15 protein-coding genes are annotated in these 19,688 nt (G+C 53.7%); 2 read left to right on the forward strand and 13 right to left on the reverse strand.

Translation table 11 applies throughout. The features are described 5' to 3' along the window. Nucleotides 1-83: 83 nt before the first annotated feature. Nucleotides 84-881, forward strand: coding sequence for an NAD kinase (locus tag AC50X8_RS09490; protein WP_056041239.1), 798 nt, complete (start codon nucleotides 84-86; stop codon nucleotides 879-881). 67 nt (nucleotides 882-948) lie between these two features. Here AC50X8_RS09490 and AC50X8_RS09495 read toward each other — a convergent pair whose 3' ends face one another. From AC50X8_RS09495 to AC50X8_RS09540, 10 genes are all read right to left on the reverse strand, one after another. After that, entirely contained in the window at nucleotides 949-1,338 is a 390-nt protein-coding gene (locus AC50X8_RS09495; protein WP_056041237.1) for a helix-turn-helix domain-containing protein, read from the reverse strand. Between the two features lie 27 nt (nucleotides 1,339-1,365). Beyond that, a complete protein-coding gene (locus tag AC50X8_RS09500) occupies nucleotides 1,366-2,652 on the reverse strand; it encodes an LLM class flavin-dependent oxidoreductase (RefSeq protein WP_494879697.1) in 1,287 nt (428 codons plus the stop codon). Between the two features lie 15 nt (nucleotides 2,653-2,667). Further along, nucleotides 2,668-3,837 (reverse strand): LLM class flavin-dependent oxidoreductase, encoded by a 1,170-nt coding sequence (locus AC50X8_RS09505; protein ID WP_494879479.1) that lies wholly within the window; start codon nucleotides 3,835-3,837, stop codon nucleotides 2,668-2,670. Continuing rightward, on the reverse strand, nucleotides 3,834-5,177 hold the full coding sequence (locus AC50X8_RS09510) for an LLM class flavin-dependent oxidoreductase (RefSeq protein WP_494879480.1): 1,344 nt from the start codon (nucleotides 5,175-5,177) through the stop codon (nucleotides 3,834-3,836). Before AC50X8_RS09510 ends, AC50X8_RS09505 begins: the two co-directional genes overlap by 4 nt. A 43-nt stretch (nucleotides 5,178-5,220) precedes the next feature. After that, entirely contained in the window at nucleotides 5,221-6,576 is a 1,356-nt protein-coding gene (locus AC50X8_RS09515) for an LLM class flavin-dependent oxidoreductase (protein WP_056041233.1), read from the reverse strand. A 26-nt stretch (nucleotides 6,577-6,602) separates the two neighbouring features. After that, nucleotides 6,603-7,955, reverse strand: a complete 1,353-nt coding sequence (locus AC50X8_RS09520; RefSeq protein ID WP_056041232.1) for an LLM class flavin-dependent oxidoreductase — start codon at nucleotides 7,953-7,955, stop codon at nucleotides 6,603-6,605. 228 nt (nucleotides 7,956-8,183) lie between these two features. After that, nucleotides 8,184-8,765, reverse strand: a complete 582-nt coding sequence (locus AC50X8_RS09525) for a nitroreductase family protein (RefSeq protein ID WP_056041230.1) — start codon at nucleotides 8,763-8,765, stop codon at nucleotides 8,184-8,186. Nucleotides 8,766-8,789: 24 nt separating this feature from the next. Then, entirely contained in the window at nucleotides 8,790-9,800 is a 1,011-nt protein-coding gene (locus AC50X8_RS09530; RefSeq protein WP_056041229.1) for a FecCD family ABC transporter permease, read from the reverse strand. Then, nucleotides 9,800-10,786 carry a FecCD family ABC transporter permease gene (locus AC50X8_RS09535; RefSeq protein ID WP_056041227.1) on the reverse strand — a complete coding sequence of 329 codons (987 nt, stop codon included), beginning with the start codon at nucleotides 10,784-10,786 and terminating at the stop codon, nucleotides 9,800-9,802. The genes AC50X8_RS09530 and AC50X8_RS09535 overlap by 1 nt, the downstream gene beginning before the upstream one ends. Before the next feature lie 104 nt (nucleotides 10,787-10,890). Then, nucleotides 10,891-11,919 carry an ABC transporter substrate-binding protein gene (locus AC50X8_RS09540; protein WP_494879481.1) on the reverse strand — a complete coding sequence of 343 codons (1,029 nt, stop codon included), beginning with the start codon at nucleotides 11,917-11,919 and terminating at the stop codon, nucleotides 10,891-10,893. A gap of 261 nt (nucleotides 11,920-12,180) precedes the next feature. Between AC50X8_RS09540 and AC50X8_RS09545 the strand changes: the two genes are divergently transcribed. Beyond that, the gene (locus AC50X8_RS09545; RefSeq protein WP_494879483.1) at nucleotides 12,181-13,773 is read left to right on the forward strand and encodes a helix-turn-helix domain-containing protein; all 1,593 of its coding nucleotides are present in this window, start codon (nucleotides 12,181-12,183) and stop codon (nucleotides 13,771-13,773) included. 67 nt (nucleotides 13,774-13,840) lie between these two features. Here AC50X8_RS09545 and AC50X8_RS09550 read toward each other — a convergent pair whose 3' ends face one another. Genes AC50X8_RS09550 through AC50X8_RS09560 form a run of 3 tightly spaced genes read right to left on the reverse strand, consistent with a single transcriptional unit; the run spans nucleotide 13,841 to nucleotide 19,687 of the window. Further along, nucleotides 13,841-15,184, reverse strand: a complete 1,344-nt coding sequence (locus AC50X8_RS09550) for an MFS transporter (RefSeq protein WP_063892663.1) — start codon at nucleotides 15,182-15,184, stop codon at nucleotides 13,841-13,843. Next, nucleotides 15,181-16,515, reverse strand: coding sequence for an LLM class flavin-dependent oxidoreductase (locus tag AC50X8_RS09555; protein ID WP_494879485.1), 1,335 nt, complete (start codon nucleotides 16,513-16,515; stop codon nucleotides 15,181-15,183). The genes AC50X8_RS09550 and AC50X8_RS09555 overlap by 4 nt, the downstream gene beginning before the upstream one ends. 19 nt (nucleotides 16,516-16,534) lie before the next feature. Further along, nucleotides 16,535-19,687, reverse strand: a complete 3,153-nt coding sequence (locus tag AC50X8_RS09560; RefSeq protein ID WP_494879487.1) for an IucA/IucC family protein — start codon at nucleotides 19,685-19,687, stop codon at nucleotides 16,535-16,537. Nucleotide 19,688: the final 1 nt, after the last annotated feature.

Here is a 19,688-nt window from a genome sequence, read left to right on the forward strand (position 1 = left end):
TGCTTCTCGCATTGAATTTACGGCTGTATTCCGATATCATTTAAGGGAACGTAACCAGAAGATTTGAAAAGGGGCTGCATTCCTTGAAATATGCCGTTATCGACAGAGGCGATTCCATATCCCAGTCACTGGCGGAACAGTTCCATACACTGGCGGCGGAGCGCGGCTTCACTCGAAATGACGACGCACCTGAAATTGTCGTATCCATCGGTGGAGACGGTACGCTGCTGCAAGCTTTTCACAAATATGTTGATCGCATTATGGATGTTGCCTTTGTAGGGGTGCATACCGGACATTTGGGCTTTTATGCCGACTGGCAAAAAAATGAGCTGCCTGAGCTCGTCGCTCTAATGGCCGAGAAGGAGCTCAGCATCGTCCGCTATCCGCTCGCGGAAATCGAAGTCGAGACGGCCGAGGGAAAATTTCATTATATGGCGCTGAACGAGTTCACGCTTAAAGGGGTAGACGGCACGCTCGTCGCCCAAATCAATGTCAATGATGAGCCTTTCGAAATGTTCCGTGGCGATGGTATCGTCATTTCGACGCCTTCCGGCAGTACCGCCTATAATAAAAGCGTCGGGGGCGCAATCGTCCATCCGTCCATTGCATCGATACAAATTGCCGAAATTGCTTCCATTAACAATCGCGTTTTCCGGACGCTGGGCTCTTCGCTGCTGCTGCCGCAGCATCACCACTGCGACATCATCTCGAAGAAAAACCAGCGGATGCTGCTGACCATCGACCAGCTCAGCATTTTGCGCAGCGACATTTTATCGATACGCTGCAATGTGTCGAGCCGCAAGGTCAGCTTTGCGCGCTATCGCCCATTCCCGTTCTGGAACCGGGTCCGCGACGCTTTCGTGGATATGCACGAAGTGTAAATCAGAGCAAGTGCCGAGCAAAGAAGCTGCCCCTCAGGCGATTAGCCTGCGGGGCAGCTTCTTGCTTTTATTTAAACAGCTCGTCGTTTATCACGCCGCCTTCTTCCTTGCCCATATCCTTCTGCTTGCCATAACGTGAAGGCGGTATGCCCACCATACGGTGGAAGATGCGGCTAAAATAAAATTCATCGCCATAGCCAACTGCGGCAGATACTTCCTTAACCGGACCTGCATTATGGTAAAGCAGGCGCTTGGCCCGCTCGATGCGCAATCTCGTTAAATATTTAATTGGCGGCTCCTTCATCGTTTGTTTAAACAGCCGGGAGTATGAGCTTGTTGTCAGTCCCGCCATTGAGGATAACGTAACCATATCGATTTTGTCATGAAAATGAGTTTGCATGTAGTGTATCGTCTTCTCAATCAGTCTCTTCGATCCATTCAACGATGTTTCTCCCATAGCGCTCACTCCTCTGGCTAATTAACCTTAGACCTTGCAGTGCTGAGCTGGCGCCTTAAGCCCCAAACGCTCACGCAATGATGCTCCTTCATAGGCTGTTCGAAACAGCCCTCTATTTTGCAGCTCAGGAATGACTTTTTCCACAAAAGCTTCCAGCCCGCTCGGAAAAATTTGCGGCATCACATTAAAGCCATCCGCCGCTCCGCCGTGAAACCATTTTTCCATTTCATCGGCAAGCTGTACCGCCGTTCCCGTAAAAGCATAGTGGCCGCGCCCGTTCGCAAAGCGGTGAACAAACTGGCGAATCGTCATCTGCTCCTCTTCGATAAGCTCAAGCAGCAGCGATTGACGGCTTTTCAGCGAATTAATTTCGCCAAGCGATTTTGCCAAATGCAGCGGTACCGGGCCATCGAGCGGATACGAGGACAAATCTGCGGCAAAGCGCCGCGATAATCGCCTCAGCGCATCCTCCATATGAACGAGCTGATTCAGCTCTTCTTCGAGCTCCCGGGCTTCCCCAACCGTATCCGCTACGATCGGACATAGCCCAGGCATGATCAACAGCTCGCCAGCCTTTCTTCCGTAAGCCGGAAGACGGCCTTTGACGTCTGTATAAAAAATACGAGCTGCTTCAAAGGTTTGCTGGGCTGTAAAAATAACGTCGGCTATTTCCGCGCCCATCGCTTTGCCGCTTTCCGAGGAGCCCGCTTGGACGAGCACCGGATAGCCCTGCGGCAGACGAGGAGCATGGAGCGGCCCTTTCACCGCATAATGTCGAGCAGCCCCAACACCGTTAGTGCTGCCAGCAGCATGAACAGCGGCTCCTTCCTCCTCCATGCTATCCCACAGCTGCTTTGCAACCTCAACAAATTCCTTCGCTAATTGGTAGCGCTGTGCATGCTCGGGATGGGCTGCTCGGCCAAAATTAAAGGCCGTCTCATCGGCGCTTCCCGTCACAATATTCCAGCCTGCTCTGCCGCCGCTAATATGATCAAGCGTTGCCGCTTGCCGGGCAAGATGATATGGCTCATAGTAGGTCGTCCCAACGGTAGCAATGAGGCCGATATGTCTTGTAGCAGCAGCTAGCGCTCCTAGCAGTGTAGTCGCTTCCAGCTTATTGATCTTTCCGAAATAGGCATCGCTGACAAAAATAGAATCCATCAGCCCGCGCTCGGCCACCTCTGCCAAATGGCGGTAATAGCCGATATCCAGCGTCTGGCGGGGCTGCATCCCGGGATGCCGCCAAGCTGCTTCATGATGACCCGTTCCATGTATAAATACATTTAAGCGTATTTTGCGATTGTCCTCATTCAGTTGCAACTTCCCCCTTTACCGCACGGCGTGAAATGAATTGATCGGCCTTGGAAGCGCCAGTTGGTCCCGCAGCGTCCCGCCATCAATCGCTGCCTGGCGAAACACCCCTCTTCTCTGCAGCTCTGGAATGATCCGCTCTTCAACATACCTGAAGCTGTCAAGCGCAGCATGCGGCGGCAGCTCCATATGAAAACCGTCAACTGCGCCTGAAAGCTGCCACTTCCGCATCCAATCTGCTAATTGCTGTGCGTTTCCCTCACGGGAAAACTCAGCTTCTGTTGCCCGGCCTTCGCAGCCGCCGCCCATTTGCAGCGAACATTCCGCACGGTTGGCGCTGCTATGTACAACCGGCATTACACTGGCCAAAATCCGGCATTGCTCCGGCTGCCTTCCCTGCTGACGCAGCAGCTCTCGCAGCTCGCATGCCAGCTTGGCCGCCTCCTCCAGCGACTGCGGCTCAATAATGATGACGTCTGCCCCACTGGCTGCTGCCAGCATATCTGGCTGCTTGTCTGCCTGCTCCCTGATCCGAGCTACTAGCGGCGGATAGCCTTGCGGGGGACGAGCAATATTCAGCGGGCCACGCGTACTGTAATAGCGTCCTGTATAATGAACCTCGCGCACCTTCGCTTCATCAAATTGCAGCCCTGCCTGCTTATCATACATAAGCGCGTCATCATCCCAGCTGTCCCACAATTGTCGCAAAGCTTCACCAAACTCCGCAGCGGCGGCAGCCTCGTAGCAGGGCAGCCGCATTTGCTGCTTATCGGTTCGAGCGAAATTTGCAGCCGCATTTTCCTGCCCCGGCAGCACAAGACAGCCTGCTCTGCCGCTGCTCATATAATCCAGGGCAGCCAGCTTGCGCGCCGCGTGAAAGGGCTCATGGAAGGCGGTATGAATTTCCGCAATGAGGCCAATTGTACTCGTGGAAGCCGACAAGGCGGCCAGCAAAGTAAACGGCTCCAGCACGGCAGAAGACGCGGCATACCCATTAGCCGAGGCCCGTTGACCGACAAGCCCAGCTGCTTCCTGAAGCGTCGGGCTCATGCTGCTGTCAGGCACAAGGATTGCGTGCAGACAAGCACGCTCTGCCGCCTCCGCCAGTTGTACGCAATCCAAGTAATCCAGGCCATCTATTGCAACGGTCATGTACAGCTGTCGCTTCTCGCTCCCGCCGCCCATCATATGTGAGCCTCCACCTTATGCCGGCCAGCTGGACGGCTGAACCCGTAATGCTCTCTTAACGTATTTCCCGTATATTCGGTACGGAACAAGCCTCTATTTTGCAGCTCGGGTATAACCTTGTCGACGAAATCGCTCAGCCCATCCGGCATATGCGAAGGCATCAAATTAAATCCGTCCGCCGCCCTGCCGACAAACCAACGCTCAAGCTCATCTGCGATTTGCAGCGGCGTACCCGTAAGCGATGCATGTCCACGCGATCCTGCTGTGCGCATAATCAACTGCCTGAGCGTCAGCTTTTCCTTGCGGGCCATGCCTTCAACAAGCTCAAAGCGCCCTCGGTTGCCGTTGATTTCCTCATGACGCGGCAGCAGATGGAGCGGTACTGGCTCATCGAGCGGACAATCTGTCAAATCGATCTTGAACAGTGTCGACAATCTTTTCAACCCGTACGCAACAATCGTCAATTCATCCAGCTCACGCTGCTTGTCCTGCGCCTCAGCTAGCGTATCTCCGATAACCGGGAAGAAACCCGGTAAAATGCACAGCTCGTCCGGGCTCCTCCCAAACGGCTGCATACGCGATTTGATGTCTGCGTAGAAAGCCTGTCCGCTCTCGAAGGTAGGCTGCGCAGTGAATACCGCTTCCGCCACCCTCGCAGCGAACGATTTGCCATCCTCGGATGACCCCGCCTGTACGAGCAGCGGATGCCCTTGAGGGGAGCGCGGCATGTTAAGCGGGCCGCGCACCGCGAAATGTTCGCCTTTATGATTAAGCGGATGTATTTTCGCCATATCGGCGTATAAGCCGCTTGCCTTATCGGCAACGAGCGCATCATCCTCCCAGCTGTCCCAAAGCGCCTTCACCACCTCAACGAACTCGCTTGCCTTGCGGTAGCGCTCGTCATGTGGCGGCAAAGCCTCATCCGTAAAGTTATAAGCTGCGCTTTCGCTTGCCGTCGTCACAATGTTCCAGCCAGCGCGTCCAGCGCTTAACCAGTCCAGCGAGGCGAATTTGCGCGCAATATGAAAGGGCTCGTTAAAGGTGGTTGAGGCTGTGCCAATCAGCCCAATCTTATCGGTAACGGCGGCGATGGCTGACAGCAGAGTGAACGGCTCCAGTCCATGCAGCACTTTATGCTCAACAGTCGGAGGCAGCACTAACGTGTCCGCGAGAAACAGCGAATCCAGCTTGCCGCGTTCTGCAATTCGTCCAAGCTCGCGATAATAATTCAAATCGGTAATGCGGTGCGGATCCGTTGCTGGATGGCGCCAAGATGCCTCGTGATGTCCCGTGTTCATCAGAAATAAATTGATATGCATGCTCCGCTTAGCTGAAATCATTACTTCATTCCTTTCGACATAGCATGATAAGGCATCATTGCCGTTATTTCTTGGCTGCCAATGGCCTCGTCTGCCCATAGATGCTGGCAGGGCGCTGCAGGCCATAATGCTCCCTTAAAGTGGTTCCTGTATATTCACTGCGAAAAATACCGCGGTTTTGCAGCTCCGGCACCACCTTGTCCACGAACAGCTCAAGGCCCTCCGGCAAATACGGAGGCATGACATTAAAGCCATCTGCCGCGCCGCCGCGCCACCATTTTTCCATTTCGTCGGCAATTTGCACCGGCGTGCCCACCATCGAATAATGCCCCCGCGAGGCGGCTGTTTTAACAATCAACTGGCGCATCGTCAGCTTTTCCCGGCGGGCAAGCTCCACATAAAGCTGGTAGCGCCCGCGGTGGCCATTCACTTCGCTTTGCTGCGCCAGAAAATCGACGGGTACCGGTTCATCCAGCTCGAACCCGGTCATATCGGTGCTGAACAAATTGGACAGGCGCAGCAGGCCATAATCAAATTGAATGTGGTCATGGAGCGCTGCCTCCCGGTCTCTAGCCTCAGCTTCCGTATCGCCGATAATTGGGCAAAAGCCCGGCAATATTTTCAGCTCATCTTGCTGCCTTCCATATTTCTTCATCCGCGATTTCAGATCCGAATAAAAGAGGCAGCCGTCCGCAAAGCTGTTTTGCGCCGTAAACACAACTTCCGCAGCATGCGCGGCAAATTCCTTGCCCGTCTCCGAAGCGCCGGCCTGTACCCGCACGGGCTGCCCTTGGGGGGGCCTCGGCAAATTCAGTGCGCCCCGCACCGAAAAATAGCTGCCTTCATGGCGTATCTCATGTATGCTTCCGGGATCGGCATAAATGCCGCTCGCCTTATCCTGCACAAGCGCATCATCCTCCCAGCTGTCCCACAGCCGCTGCACCACTTCCAAAAACTCGGCAGCGCGCTTATAGCGCTCCCCATGCTCCGGAAGCTTCTCATCAGCAAAGTTGTGGGCAGTTGCATCATTGGTTGACGTCACAATGTTCCAAGCGGCACGGCCACCGCTAATAAAATCAAGCGAAGCAAACTGCCGCGCTACATGATATGGATGGCTATAAGTCGTAGAGGCCGTACCGATTAATCCAATCCGACTAGTCAGCATAGCAAGCGCAGAAAGCAGCGTAAACGGCTCCAAGCTTTGCAGTACCTTGTAGCGAATAGTCGGGGGCAGCGCATACGAATCAGCCAAAAATAAGGAATCCAGCTTGCCGCGCTCCGCCGTTTGCAGCAGCTTGACGTAATAGCTTGCATTCGTTACATCCTGCGGGCGGCTGCCCGGCAGCCGCCAAGCGGCCTCATGATGGCCGTTGCCCATAAGAAACACATTCAGGTGAAGCTGCCTGTCGGTCGCCTTCATTCTTTCCTCCCCTTCCACTTGCCCATCTATTGGGCGGAAATGACCGACTGCCTGGACGAGGAACGCTCTGGCCGCTCCAGCCCGTAATGCTCCCTCAGCGTCGTGCCTTCATAATCGGTACGGAACAAGCCGCGATTTTGCAGCTCGGGAATTACCTTCAAGGCAAATTCCTCAAGCCCGCTTGGGAAATAGGGAGGCATCAAATTAAAGCCATCGGCTGCCCCCTGCTCAATCCAGCGCTCCATCTCGTCGGCAATTTCAATCGGCGTGCCAGACATTGAATAATGCCCGCGCGACGTTGCTGTCCGCAAAATAAGCTGACGGATCGTCAGGTTTTCCCGCTGCGCCAGCTCCAGATACAGCTGATGCCGCGCTTTTTGCGAATTGATTTCATGATTTTTCGCCAGCTCTGCGAATGGCAGCGGACCATCCAGCGGATAACCCCGCAAATCCATCTTGAGCAAATTAGATAAACGGTACACCCCGTATTCCGGCTGGGTCAGCTCGTTCAGCTCGCGCTCCTTCTCCTTCGCCTCCGCCGATGTATCGCCAATGACAGGACAAAAGCCTGGCAAAATTTTAATCTGCTCTGGCGAGCGGCCATATTTCGCCATCCGCCCTTTCACATCCGCATAGAAGCTCCGTCCATCCTCAAGCGTATTTTGTGCGGTAAAAACAGCCTCCGCCATACGAGAGGCAAACTCTCTGCCGGTATCCGATGCTCCCGCTTGCACCAGCACGGGATGTCCTTGAGGCGACCTTGGCAAATTCAGCGGGCCCTTCACATGGAAATAGCGGCCGACATGGTTGATTTCATGCAGCTTGTCTGGGTCCACATAAAGTCCCTGCTCCTTATCGGCAACGACCGCGTCCTCCTCCCAGCTGTCCCACAGCCCTTTCGCCACCTCCATAAACTCGCCAGCCCGCTCATAACGGTCGGTATGCTCCGGCAGCGGAGCAGCGCCAAAGTTGAAGGCCGTCGCATTGCCCGTCGAGGTGACAATGTTAAAGCCCGCCCGCCCCCGGCTAATATGATCCAGCGAATTAAATTTGCGGGCTACATGAAAGGGCTCGTTATAAGTTGTAGAAGCCGTTCCGATCAACCCGATGCGGCTTGTCGCGATCGCCAGCGCCGACAGCAGCGTGAACGGCTCCAGCGCCTGCTGCACCAAAAACTGCATCGTCGGCGGCAGACCGTAGGAATCGGCGAGAAATAGCGAATCCAGCTTGCCGTCTTCGGCAATTTTCGCCAATTTTATATAATAGTCGATATCCGTCACCCCATTCGGGTCGCTGCCCGGATGGCGCCATGACGCTTCGTGATGACCTGTATTGCGCAGAAACAAGTTCAAATGCATTTTCTTTTTGCCATAACTCATCTTCTACCACTCCTCAAAAGGATATAGGGTCACCCTGGAACAGGATGGCGACTCTGCGTTCTGAAATTGATAACGATTTTCATTTACGATTTTATCGAAATACTTAAAGTTAATCCATGTACATTTTTGCCCTATTTTTCTAAATTAAAATTATTAAAAAACTCTTAGAATCATTAGATTCCAAGAGTCATTGAATTTAATACAAATTTAAACAACAATTAGCATTAATTATTTGTTAACAATTGTAAGAAGCTCTCGTGCTGATGTGCGTGGAGCGGCATTGGGAATAACCCGCGGATAGCCAATGTGGAGCACGGCGACAATTTTCTCACCCGGCCGCACGCCCACCCCAGACTCATCGCGAAATTTAGGATTATACATATAAGGATTCGACTTCCACACCATGCCAATTCCCTGCTCCCATGCAGCAAGCTGAAGATTTTGAATGAGACAGCATACGGCCGAAAAATCCTCATCCCACTGCTTTTGACGGGGATCCTCCTTCAGCACGACCATTAAATGCAGCGGGGTATGCATGTATTCCTTCATCCGGTGCTCGCCATATTTCGCCAGCTCCTCCGGCGAGAAGGTAGAAAGCACCGCATCGGCGAAAATTTTGCGCCCCTCCCCTTCATATACGATAAAACGCCAAGGCTCGCGCAAATTGTGATTAGGGGCCCAGACGGCGACATCGAGCAGCTCCGTCAGCGTCTCCACGGATACAGCATCATCCTTGAAAACCCTCACCGTACGCCTTTCCTTTATGATTTGCGATACCGTATTCGGCAAAGCGGACCTGTCCGTATGCATCGTTATCTCCTCCTTTATGTCCTGTTAGGGACGATTGCGATTGCGGTACAGCAAATAAATTAAATAAGGCGCTCCGATAGCTGTCGTTATAATGCCTGTAGGAATTTCAATAGGCGGCAGCAGCGCACGTCCCAGCAGGTCGGCAGACATCACGATTAAGCCGCCAACTAAAGCCGATACGCTCAGCAATCTGCGGCTCGTCTGGCCAACCAATTGCCTCGCAATATGCGGTCCCATTAAACCAATAAATCCAATCGTTCCGGCCATCGCGACAGAAGCGCCTGCCAAGCTTACGCTAATGAGCAATAAAAGGCCGCGTGAACGCTCGACCGCGCTGCCAAGCCCGATCGATAGCTCATCGCCAAGCTTCAAAATGTCCAAAGTCCGCGACATAAGAAGCGCTGCCGGAAACAACACGAGCAGCCATGGAAGCAGCGGCCAAAAATGATCCCACGTTCTGCCATATGTGCTTCCCATCAGCCAGATCATCGCCTGCTTGATGTTTTGAACGTGACGCGTCGTCATCCAAAAGGTAATATACGCGTGTGAGGCCGCGCCCACCCCCACACCGACAAGCAGCAGCCGCATCGGAGCTGCGCCACGGCGCCAAGCGAGAAAATAGGTAAGCGCAGCAGCACCCAGCGCCCCGCTAAACGCAATAAAGGGCAGCAGCGCAATCGGCACTGACGGCAGTGCGATAATGGCGGTAACGGCCATAAGAGCAGCACCACCGTTAATGCCAATGACGCCTGGAGCGGCTAGCGGATTGCGGGTAATCCCTTGCAAAATCGCGCCCGAAAGCGCCAGACCGCAGCCGACCAAAAAAGCTACCAGCGACCTTGGAAACCGCAGCTGATTGACAACAAACTCATATTCAGGCTCGCCGATGCCAATGACTGTTTTCCATGCCTGAGATAGCGGAACAGGGTATTCGCCGATCATAATGCTCATGGAGAGCACGATAAAATTAGCAGCAATAAGGACAACAATAACGGGCCACAAACGGGCAGATGCGGATAAAGTGAAACGGGACATTATCGTTTCTCCCTCCTTTGGGCCAAATAAATGAGGAAGGGAGCGCCTGCCATCGCCGTCACTACACCTGCCGGAAGCTCCTGATAGGGAAAAATAAAGCGGGCGGCGATATCCGCCAGCAGCAGCAAGCCTGCTCCAAACAGCGCAGAATAAGGGATGATCCAGCGATAGTCCAGTCCGACCATAAACCTGACGATATGCGGTACCGCAAGGCCAATGAAGCCGATTGGCCCAGCAATAGCCACAGAGCCTCCCATAAGGCACATGACAATGAACAGGGACGCCGTTTTCATTAGCCCGACTTTCAGCCCCAGCCCATGGGCAACCTCATCACCTAGACTCAGCAAATTAATTTGCCGGCTGAGCGCCAGAGCCCCTGCTATCCCGACCATCATGTACGGCAGCACGCGTACGAACATTTCCATACTGCCGCCGGTTAATGAACCCGCCATCCAGAAGCGCATTTCATCCAGCGACTCCTCGCTGAAAATTAGAATGCCTTGCACCATGGAAGCAAGCAGCATATTGATAGTGGCACCAGCCAAAATCAGCTTAATGGACGTCAGGCCTCCCCTACCCAGCGAGCCAAGCATAAATACGACGAGACAGGCAAGCCCAGCCCCGAGCAGTGCCGCCCACATATGGATGAGCGAAGACGTAAAGCCAAATACAAACATAGAAATGACGAGCAGCAGCGCCGCTCCATAGTTGCTTCCGAGCATCTCAGGGCCCGCCAGCGGATTGCGGCTAATCGCCTGCATAATGCTTCCCGCCATGCCGAGCGATGCCCCGACCATCATCGCCATTAGGGCGCGCGGAACCCGGACCGAACGAATGATCAGATGCTCCCTTGAGCCGTCAAAAGAAGTAAAAGCTTCGATGACCGTATGAAGTGGAACCATTGATTTTCCTACAGCAATGCTGGCAGCAAGGCCTAAGATGACAAATACAAAACCGAGCACAATGCCCGTAAGCCGAATGTTCAAATCTGTTCCTCCCTAAAAGCGTGGCAGCAGAGCGCCCAGCTCTGCCTGAACAGGGACACTCTGCCTACTCACCACGCTTCTACTCCACTAAACGCTAGCGCTAGTTACGCTTTGACTAAGAACTTAGCCAAATCATCAATCATGATATTGACGGCCTGTATGCCATGTCCGCTCAGCCAAACCTCCCAGCTAGCTAAGTAGACGCGATCATTTTTCACACCTTCAAGCGTATTCCACAGCGGATTGCTTTTAATTTTTTGTTCAAAATAGTCCTGCTCGCTTTCGCGTCCGAACAAAATGATGGCATCGCCATCCAGATCGGCAATTTGCTCCTCTGTCGCATTAAAGTTAAAATCGTCATCCCCGCTTTGTACAGCTGGACGCTTAATGCCAGCACGCTCTACTACACCTCCAGTAAACGAAGGCTTCAAATAAACGGAAACGCGGTCTTTCCTTGGACGAAGCAGCGAAACCTCCGTCGTATTCAAGCTGTCGCCAAGCTTCGCATGAAGATCTGCGATATGCGCATCCAACTGCTCAATCAGCTTCTTGCCCTCTGCTTCTTTGCCAACTATAGCTGCATGCAAAGCCAGGTTCGCCTCCCATTGTGCGCCGCCTACCTCAGTAAATACGGTTGGCGCAATTTGCGATAGCTGCTCATAGATGGCCTCCTGCGTATCTTTAATGCCTATTATGACATCGGGCTTCAACGAGGCAATCGTCTCCAAGCTTGGCTGCTCTACCGTTCCGATATTCGCAATGCCTTCTGTTCCCGTCAAATAGGTCGCAAAACCGTCATCTACAGAAATAATCGATGGCGCGCCAACCGGCTTCACGCCAAGTGCGAGCATATTATCGAGTGCGCCATTATCCAATACGACAACCTTCTGCGGATTAGGCGCAACGACTGTTTCTCCCATCGCATGCTTGAAAGTACGGTTTTCTGTCGATTCTGCTGCATTTGCTTCAGCGGCTGGCTGCTCACTTTCTACCGCAGCTGGGCTAGAGCTGTTCTGCCCTGACGATGCACCGCCAGATCCATTTGCCGCAGCTCCGCAGCCTGATACGACGAGCATCAGCAGCAGCACCAGTACCGCGCGCGCCTGCCAATTGATTTGTAACTTGAATAACATTGAAAAACCCTCCCTGTATGTATCTTTGGTCCATAACGACCTTTTTTATGAGAACTATTCTCAACGAGAATCATAAAACGTTTCGCTCTTTTTGTACATCGAACTTTTTGTCCGATTCCATATAAAATTTTATCATTTATCGAATGGCAGCCGATAGCCTATTTTCATAATTGACTATGATAATGATTTTCATTTACAATAAACAAGACCGCTTGCAGCGATGGATGCCTCTTACCAGACTAATAGACTGGAGACGCCAAAATGAAACGTACAATGGTTTTTTTATCTTCCATTTATAAATACAGCAAGCCCGCTCACGCTGCTATTCAGCGGACAGCACCCGCTCCGATGCTCGTCTTTCTTACCCGAGGCTCCGGCCTCCTCGCTATTAACGGGCATGAGCGAAAGCTTGAAGCGCTTGAGCCGCTTCTGCTGCTTCCCGGCATGTCCATACGCTTCCAATCAGATCGGGGAGATTTTGAATATTATGTGCTGATTCTGGATGCGGTTGGTGTTGCCAAACAGCGTGACAACCGAAAGGTGCAGCTTCCCGAGCTGCCGGCCGAGCTGTTTAACAGCGGCATCAAGCTGCGCAGCCAGCAGCAAACCTCCGAGAGGATCATACGTCTATTTGAGACAGCCTCGCAAGTTGACAAGTTTGAAAGCAAGCCTGAACGCGAGCTGATGATGCAGCTGCAATTTCAGGAGCTTTACAGCACGGTTCTGCTTGAGCTGCTGGAGCTTAATCGCATTCCAACGTCTGAGAAGGGCATGCAGGAGAGCATCAGCTACCTCCATAAACATCTTCATGAAAAAATCAATCTGGAGCAGCTTGCCAGCATCGCCATGCTGACACCAACCTCCTACTCCCGCAAGTTTAAGCAGATAATGGGCGTCACTCCCTTTGAATATTTAGCGGATCTTCGCGTCAAGGAAGCAAAGGCCCAGCTCTCGCTGAATGGGGCATCTGTCAGAAGCGTCTCCGAGCGCGTCGGCTTTGGCAGCGAGTTTTATTTCAGCCGGGTATTTAAAGCATCGGTTGGCATTTCTCCCAATCTTTATATGAAGCGCCATCAATTAAAAATCGCGGTCGTCGCCTGCTCCAGCTTTGACGACAGCTTGCGCTCGCTCGGCATTTTTCCGATTGCCAACATGAACTGCTTCCGTTATCCCGGAATGGGAGAAGCCGAGCATCTGGGCAAAGTGACCCGTCATTTGCAGACGCTGATGCAGCTCAAGCCCGACTTAATTCTTATCGATCGCTATCATCATGAATATGAGGAGCCGCTTAAACAAATTGCGTCCACTGCATGTTTGGAGCATCATGCCGACTGGCGTATCGCCTTGCATAAAATTGCAGAAATGATCGGCTGCGAGCGAACCGAGCAGGCGATGCTCAGCGAGCTGGCGCAGCAAACCGACGATGCCCGCAAGCTGCTCGGCCGCTCCGTCGGCAGCGGAAGTCTGACATTAATGCGGGTTACGCATAACGCCGTCCGCATTCAAGGAGCGCCAGACCATCCGCTCAATGAGCTGCTGTTCACCGAGCTTGGACTGACGGCGGGCAGCTCTTCTCCCGCCATTGACCACAAAGTCGAAATGCAGCCGGAGCAGCTCAGCGGCCTGTCCATTCAATCCGATTATTTGTTCGTTCAGAAGCTGCATCATGGACCGAGCAGCGACCAAATATTGCAGCGGATGCAGAGCAGCCCCTTCTGGAAAAAGCATGAGGCTGTCCAGAGCGGCCGCGTGCGCTTCATCCCGAATTGGTATGCCATGTGCTGGACGCCGATCGGCCGCAAAACGATTATGGATTCGCTGCTCCTTTATACGAACGGCCAGCAGCATGGTTAATTTTTCACCACGGATGAAAAAATCCCGCTTTCAACAAAAAGAAGCCTATGCGGCCGCGGTATCGCGGCTACATAGGCTTTTTGAATGTTTCGCCCGCAGATCGGGGCGTAGTAGCGTTATTTTCAGCAATGGCAATCGTGTCAGAAAGAGTTTCGGGATTTGCTCTAGAGTCGCTTTTGGACTTGCTCCCGCCTCCAAGCATTTTGTAGCTCCAGCCAGCATTAAGCAGCATGAGAAAAGCAGACATGAGAAATACGCCCCTTATGCCCACGTAGCCATAAGCTGCCCCAGAAACGATAGGCCCAAGAACAGCCCCCAGGCTGACTGCGCTCGTATCAAAGCTGTATGCCCGCGTCTCCATCCCCTTCGGCACATACTGCTTAATGAGCGTCCGCACCGTCGGAATGAGCCCGCCAATGAACATGCCCAGCAGAAACCGCAGCAGCAGCAGCTGCCAATAATAAGCGACAAAATAATGCAGCAGTACGATTAGGCAAGCGCCGAGCATCGAGTAGCTTAATATGAGGTGCGGGCCTGTGCGGTCGGAGCGCCTGCCCAGCAGCGGTGCAAAAATCATATTGGACACACCCGTTATCGAGCTGACCAGCCCAACATATAAAGCCAGCATGCCAGCCTCGCCATGCAGCTCCTTGACGAACAGCGGAATAAACGGCAGTGATCCGGTCAGCGCAAACTGAATCATGACGCTGACCGCCAGCAGCGCGGGAATTTGCCGGACCCTACATAGCACGAGAAAGCCGCCGATCGTGGAAACATTTTGCTCGGAGCGCTGATCGGCTTTCACAAAATGATCCTTCACGATGATAGCAGTTAACAATGCCGCCATAAACATCACCGTACCCGTTATGAAAAAAACGCTCCGCAGCCCAAGCCATTCCGCCAGCAAGCCGCCAATAAGCGGCCCCATGACCGTGCCGGAAATATTGCCGGAATGGAGCGTGCCCATCGCAAAGCCCATTCGGCTGCTTGGCGTATTCGTCGATACGATAGCCGTTGCCGAAGGTGAAAATCCAGCAAAAGCGCCATTGAGCAGACGAAGCAGCAGAAGCTGCCATGGCGCCTCAGCGAAGCCCATCATAGCAATGACAACAGCCATGCCGAAGCCTGCGCGCAGCAGCATCATTTTTCTCCCATAGCGGTCGGCTATTCTTCCCCAGATCGGCTGGCAAATGAATAAGGTCACATAATGGGCAGCGAATATCGCCCCCGCCCAAAACCCTGCTTCACTGACCGAGCTCACGCCCAAATCCTCAAGAAACAGCGGGAGAAATGGGATGACCATCGTCGCGCTGCCCGTAACGAGAAAATTGCCCAGCCATAAAATGGTGAGATTCAGCCGCCAGTTAACCGCTGCTTTGTCCGCTCCTGCCGGCGCCCCTTTCCCCTTCACGCGTGAACGCCAGACCGAGCCGCGGCGCTGCGGCCGTAATGCTCCCGCAGCGTGCTGCCAGTATAATCGGAACGGAACAAGCCGCGATTTTGCAGCTCAGGAATGACCTTGTCTACAAAGTCATCCAGCCCCGACGGCAGCGAAGGCGGCATTAAATTAAAGCCATCGGCTGCTCCTGCGACTGCCCAGCGCTCCATCGCATCAGCTATTTGTATCGGCGTGCCCGCCATAGAGAAATGGCCTCGTGAAGAAGCGGTGCGCATCATCAGCTGGCGAATGCTGAGCTTTTCCTGCTGCGCCATTTCAATAAACATTTGATGCCGGCCCTTCTGCGAATTGATTTGCTCGGTTTGCGGCAAGTCGGCATAAGGCAGCGGTCCATCCAAAGGATAAGCAGACAGATCTATCCCAAATAAATTAGACAGCCTGTATAATCCGTAATCGATTTGTACCAGCTCATGCAGCTCCTGCTCCTTTTCCTTCGCCTCTGCTTCCGTATCGCCAATGATGGCGCAGAAGCCCGGCAAAATGCAAAGGCTATCCGTGCTGCGGCCGTATTTCGCCATTCTCGATTTCAAATCGCTGTAAAAGTCGCGCCCGCCCTGCAGCGTGTTTTGTGCCGTAAATACAGCCTCCGCCGCCATCGCGGCAAATTCCTTGCCCGTATCCGAAGCGCCTGCCTGCACAAGCAGCGGGTACCCCTGCGGCATGCGTGGAAGGTTCAGCGGACCGCGAACCGCATAATGCTCTCCCTTATGATCGATCCGCTTGATCCGTTCAGGATTCGCATATACGCCGGACTGCTTGTCGATGATGAGCGCACCATCCTCCCAGCTGTCCCACAGCGATTTGACAACCTGCAAAAATTCCTCGGCCCGACGATAGCGCATCGAATGCTCAGGAAGCTGCTCGTCGCGGAAGTTGAAAGCCGTCGTATTGCCGGTGGAGGTCACAATATTCCAGCCTGCCCGGCCTCCGCTGATGAGATCCAGGGAGGCAAATTTGCGGGCAATGTGAAACGGCTCATTATAAGTGGTCGAGGCGGTGCCAATGAGCCCGATATGCTTCGTTGCCATCGCAAGCGCGGACAGCAGCGTAAACGGCTCCAGCCCTTGAAGCACCTTGTATTGAATCGTAGGCGGCAGGCCATAAGAGTCGGCGAGAAAAATCGAATCCAGCTTGCCCCGCTCCGCAGTCTGCGCCAGCTTTACATAATAATGCACATCGACTGCTCTCTCCGGCGTACTGTCGGGATGCCGCCATGAAGCCTCATGATGGCCGGTGCTCATCAGAAATAAATTCAGATGCAGCTGCTTTTTCGTCTGGGTCATCGTTCTCAGCTCCGTTTCTTTAATCAAGGTAAATGTGCTGCGGCTGCGCGTGGCTTAAAAACTGATGATGGGATATCGCCCAGCCGTAAGCGCCTGCATAAGGAAATAACACAATGTCCCCGACACGCACCCGCTCGATATAGCTGTCACGCGCCAGCACATCTTTAGGCGTACACAACTCGCCGGCTATCGTTACCCGGCTGTCGGACAGCTGCGGACGTTCAAAGGAATAGGGCCAGCTATCCACCGCTATAATGCGGAACGGATGGCTGTGCTGCCAGGATGCCGGCAGGCGAAAATGGTGCGTACCGCCGCGCAGCAGGGCGAAGCGGCTGCCATGATTATTTTTCACCTCGGCTACCTCAGCCGCGTAATAGCCGCAAGAAGCGACAATGTAGCGGCCGCATTCAAATACGAGCTTGACGCCAGAGGCACATAGCGGAGCAATCTGCTCCCGCAGCCCGTCCGTGAACCGTTCCCACTCGAATTGGCGCAGCAAATCCGCATAATTGACGCCAATTCCACCGCCTACATTAAGGTAAGCGATGTTCAGATGAAATTGCCGCGTCCACTCCGCAGCGCGGCGGCAATAAAAGGCGAGCAGCTCCAAATGCCGATCGACGCTCAAATTATTCGATAGCGAATGGAAATGAAAACCGTCGATTTTGATATGGCTTAACGTGCGCGACAGCTCCAGCAGTTCGGGAATTTGCTGCTCGTCATTGCCGAACTGCGATTTCCGTCCCGCCATTACGAGCTTTGCATCCGGCAAAGGAATGCTCACATTTACGCGCAGCAGCACCGGCATGATTTCCCCGCGCCTAGCGGCAAGCTCATTCAATCGCAGCAGCTCATGCCTGCTTTCCACATGAATATGGCGAACCTTTCGCTCCATAGCCTCCATCAGCGCTTCATCGGTTTTGACGGGACCTCCATAAATAACTGGAATGCTAGCATCCACCTCGCGCGCTTTGCGGATTTCGCCTGCGGAAGCTGTCTCAAACCCATGAACATAAGGAGCAAGCGCTCCTATAATAGGCGCCTCGGAGTTTGCCTTCAGCGCATAAAACAGCTGGCAGAAGTCCGGCAGGCTGGCGGTCAGGCGGCTAATATGCGAGCGAAGCTCCGCCAAATTGTACAAATATGCGCAATAGGGCTGATCGGCATGCTCCTGCTTATCCGACATTACCCGCTTCAGCACGGTGGCAGCAATAGGCCCGTCCCTGCGCTCCGCCACCGCATAAAGCGGATTCGGCACCGTGACATAGGACGGATTTTCGCCGCGCTGGCTGAACCAGCTGGACAAATTCGCTTTGGCTGGCAGCTGGGGCGTTTGAAATAAATCGGTCATATACGGTTCAGCCTCACTGAGCCGTGAAGAACGGCGAAGCGTATGATGAACGGTTTGCCACAGCGCCAATTCCTCCACATCCAGCGAATAAGCAATAGCATGAATGAGATGGCCGAAATGGTTGACCAGCACATAATATTTAAATCGATCCCATGCCTGCTTGTCTGCATAAAGCGCCGGATGGCCCTGCGGCAGTGTAAAGGTAGTCTTACCAATTGAGCTGTGCCCACGTGCTGCGTAACTGGACTTCCTCCCGTAAGCTGGCTGTCCATGCCGCTCTTCGCTAAGGCTAGTCCCTTCCAAATCCCGGACGTAAAAACGTGCCGGCCAGCCCCTCTCCAATGCCACAAGCGAGTTTTGCACATGTGCTTCCATGCTGACTCCATGCTCTGCAAATAGCCAAATCAGCGGCACCAGTGATATTTCTACATACTGCTCCAGCCATTTCTGGGCAAAGGAAAGATCAGGTGCCGCCTGCCGAGACTCTGCAGCAAGCTGGATGAAGGCACCTATTGGCGCAGACTTCGGTTCTGCTCCCTCCTCAAGCAGCGCGGCGACTACTAGCGGGCTAGCCGCTTCTTCAGGCTCATCCCCCGACGTCATATAAGCCGGATTGCGGCGGAACACGACGCCGAAGCTCGCGGCCAGTTCCGCCGCTTCTGTTGCGCTTATAGCAGACTCTAGTGATTCAGATGGCACATCCTCCAGCAAATTGATCGTCTGATAGCCTTCTTCAAGGATAATATGGAACGTTTCTCCAAACGGGCTGCTTTGCTCCAGCTGCGCGAGAATTCGGCTTGCCTCAATCGTTCTTACCAACTGCTCTGTTGGATTATTTCTCACAAAATGAGTAATTCGCACTTGCAGCGGCAGCTTGATCATATAAGGGCTTTGCACATCCCAAACCGTGCGCACAGATGAGGTTGGTACCACTTCATTCCCCAGCGGGCCCAAATGCACAAGCCCGCCTTGCTCCATAAGCCGCTCGACCACAGGCAAGCGGAGCAAATACGCCGCCTGCCAAGGATGAACAGGCAGAAGAACGTAATGCTGCCGAGCAGCAGGCAGCAGCTTCAGCGCGGCAAGGCGCACCTTCTCAGGGGTAACCGAATCGCCTTTCTCGCCCAATGCTTGATCTCCAATCCACTGCTGCTGCACGAGCTCCGGCTCAGCGGCAAAATAATGCAGCGTAAACGCAGCGCCAAGCTCGGGCGCGTAGCGGACTTTATCGTCCGCCGTAAAACCCTGCGAGCTTTTCGGAGCAGGATGGAACGGATGGCCCTGCAGCATCGACTGCTCTGCCAGCCGAATTCGCCCGCTGCCATACGTCCTCGCAAGCTGGCTCCCGCCACTGCCTGACTGCTCTAGGAAATGGCTCATATTGCTCAACGAGCTGGAGATTTGCGCCAGAAACGCCTCTTCTTTGCTTGCATCTCGGCTTCCGCTCGCAAGCGAGAGCTCGGCTACCATAATGGCCGCTAGCCCAGTTGCACCATCCAGCCTGCTAAACGGGGCATGACGGGCAGCTCTTCCTGTTCCCTCCACCAGCCACAGCGAGTCGCCATATTTATGATGGCCCATCGCCGATAGCCAGCGAATAGAGCCAACAATTGCGGAACGGGAATGGGGCAGCTCCAGCATAAATGCCCCAAGCCCACCTTCACGAGCGATCGCCGCATGAAGCTCCATCGGCAGCTGCTGTTCCTCATGAAGAAGCGGGCGAAAATGTCCCGCTTCCCGCATATATGCATTGAGCAGCCGCTCCACATGCGCTTGCTCCGCTATTGAAGGCGGAGCCGCGATTGTTTTCCGCTCACTCATG

This window comes from Paenibacillus sp. JT22N15 (assembly GCF_059383755.1).